Genomic DNA, 246 nt, shown 5'->3' on the forward strand with positions numbered 1-246 from the left:
TCCTGTCGTTGAGGACCCGGCTAGGCTGGCGGGGTTGCCTTACTGGTTAGCAGAATGAATCACCGATACGCGAGCGAACGTGAAGCGACTGCTGCTGCAAAACGTCTGCGACCTGAGCAACAACATGAATGGTCTTCGGTTTCCGTGTTTCGTAAAGTCTGGAAACGCGGAAGTCAGCGCCCTGCACCATTATGTTCCGGATCTGCATCGCAGGATGCTGCTGGCTACCCTGTGGAACACCTACAT

1 pseudogene is annotated in these 246 nt (G+C 54.9%); it reads right to left on the minus strand.

Annotation, left to right across the window (positions count from 1 at the left end):
* Positions 1-46: 46 nt before the first annotated feature.
* Positions 47-246, minus strand: a pseudogene (locus SB725_RS33135) (hypothetical protein); the annotation flags it as partial.

Source organism: Pseudomonas sp. SIMBA_041, assembly GCF_046535095.1.
GTDB lineage: Bacteria > Pseudomonadota > Gammaproteobacteria > Pseudomonadales > Pseudomonadaceae > Aquipseudomonas > Aquipseudomonas mucoides.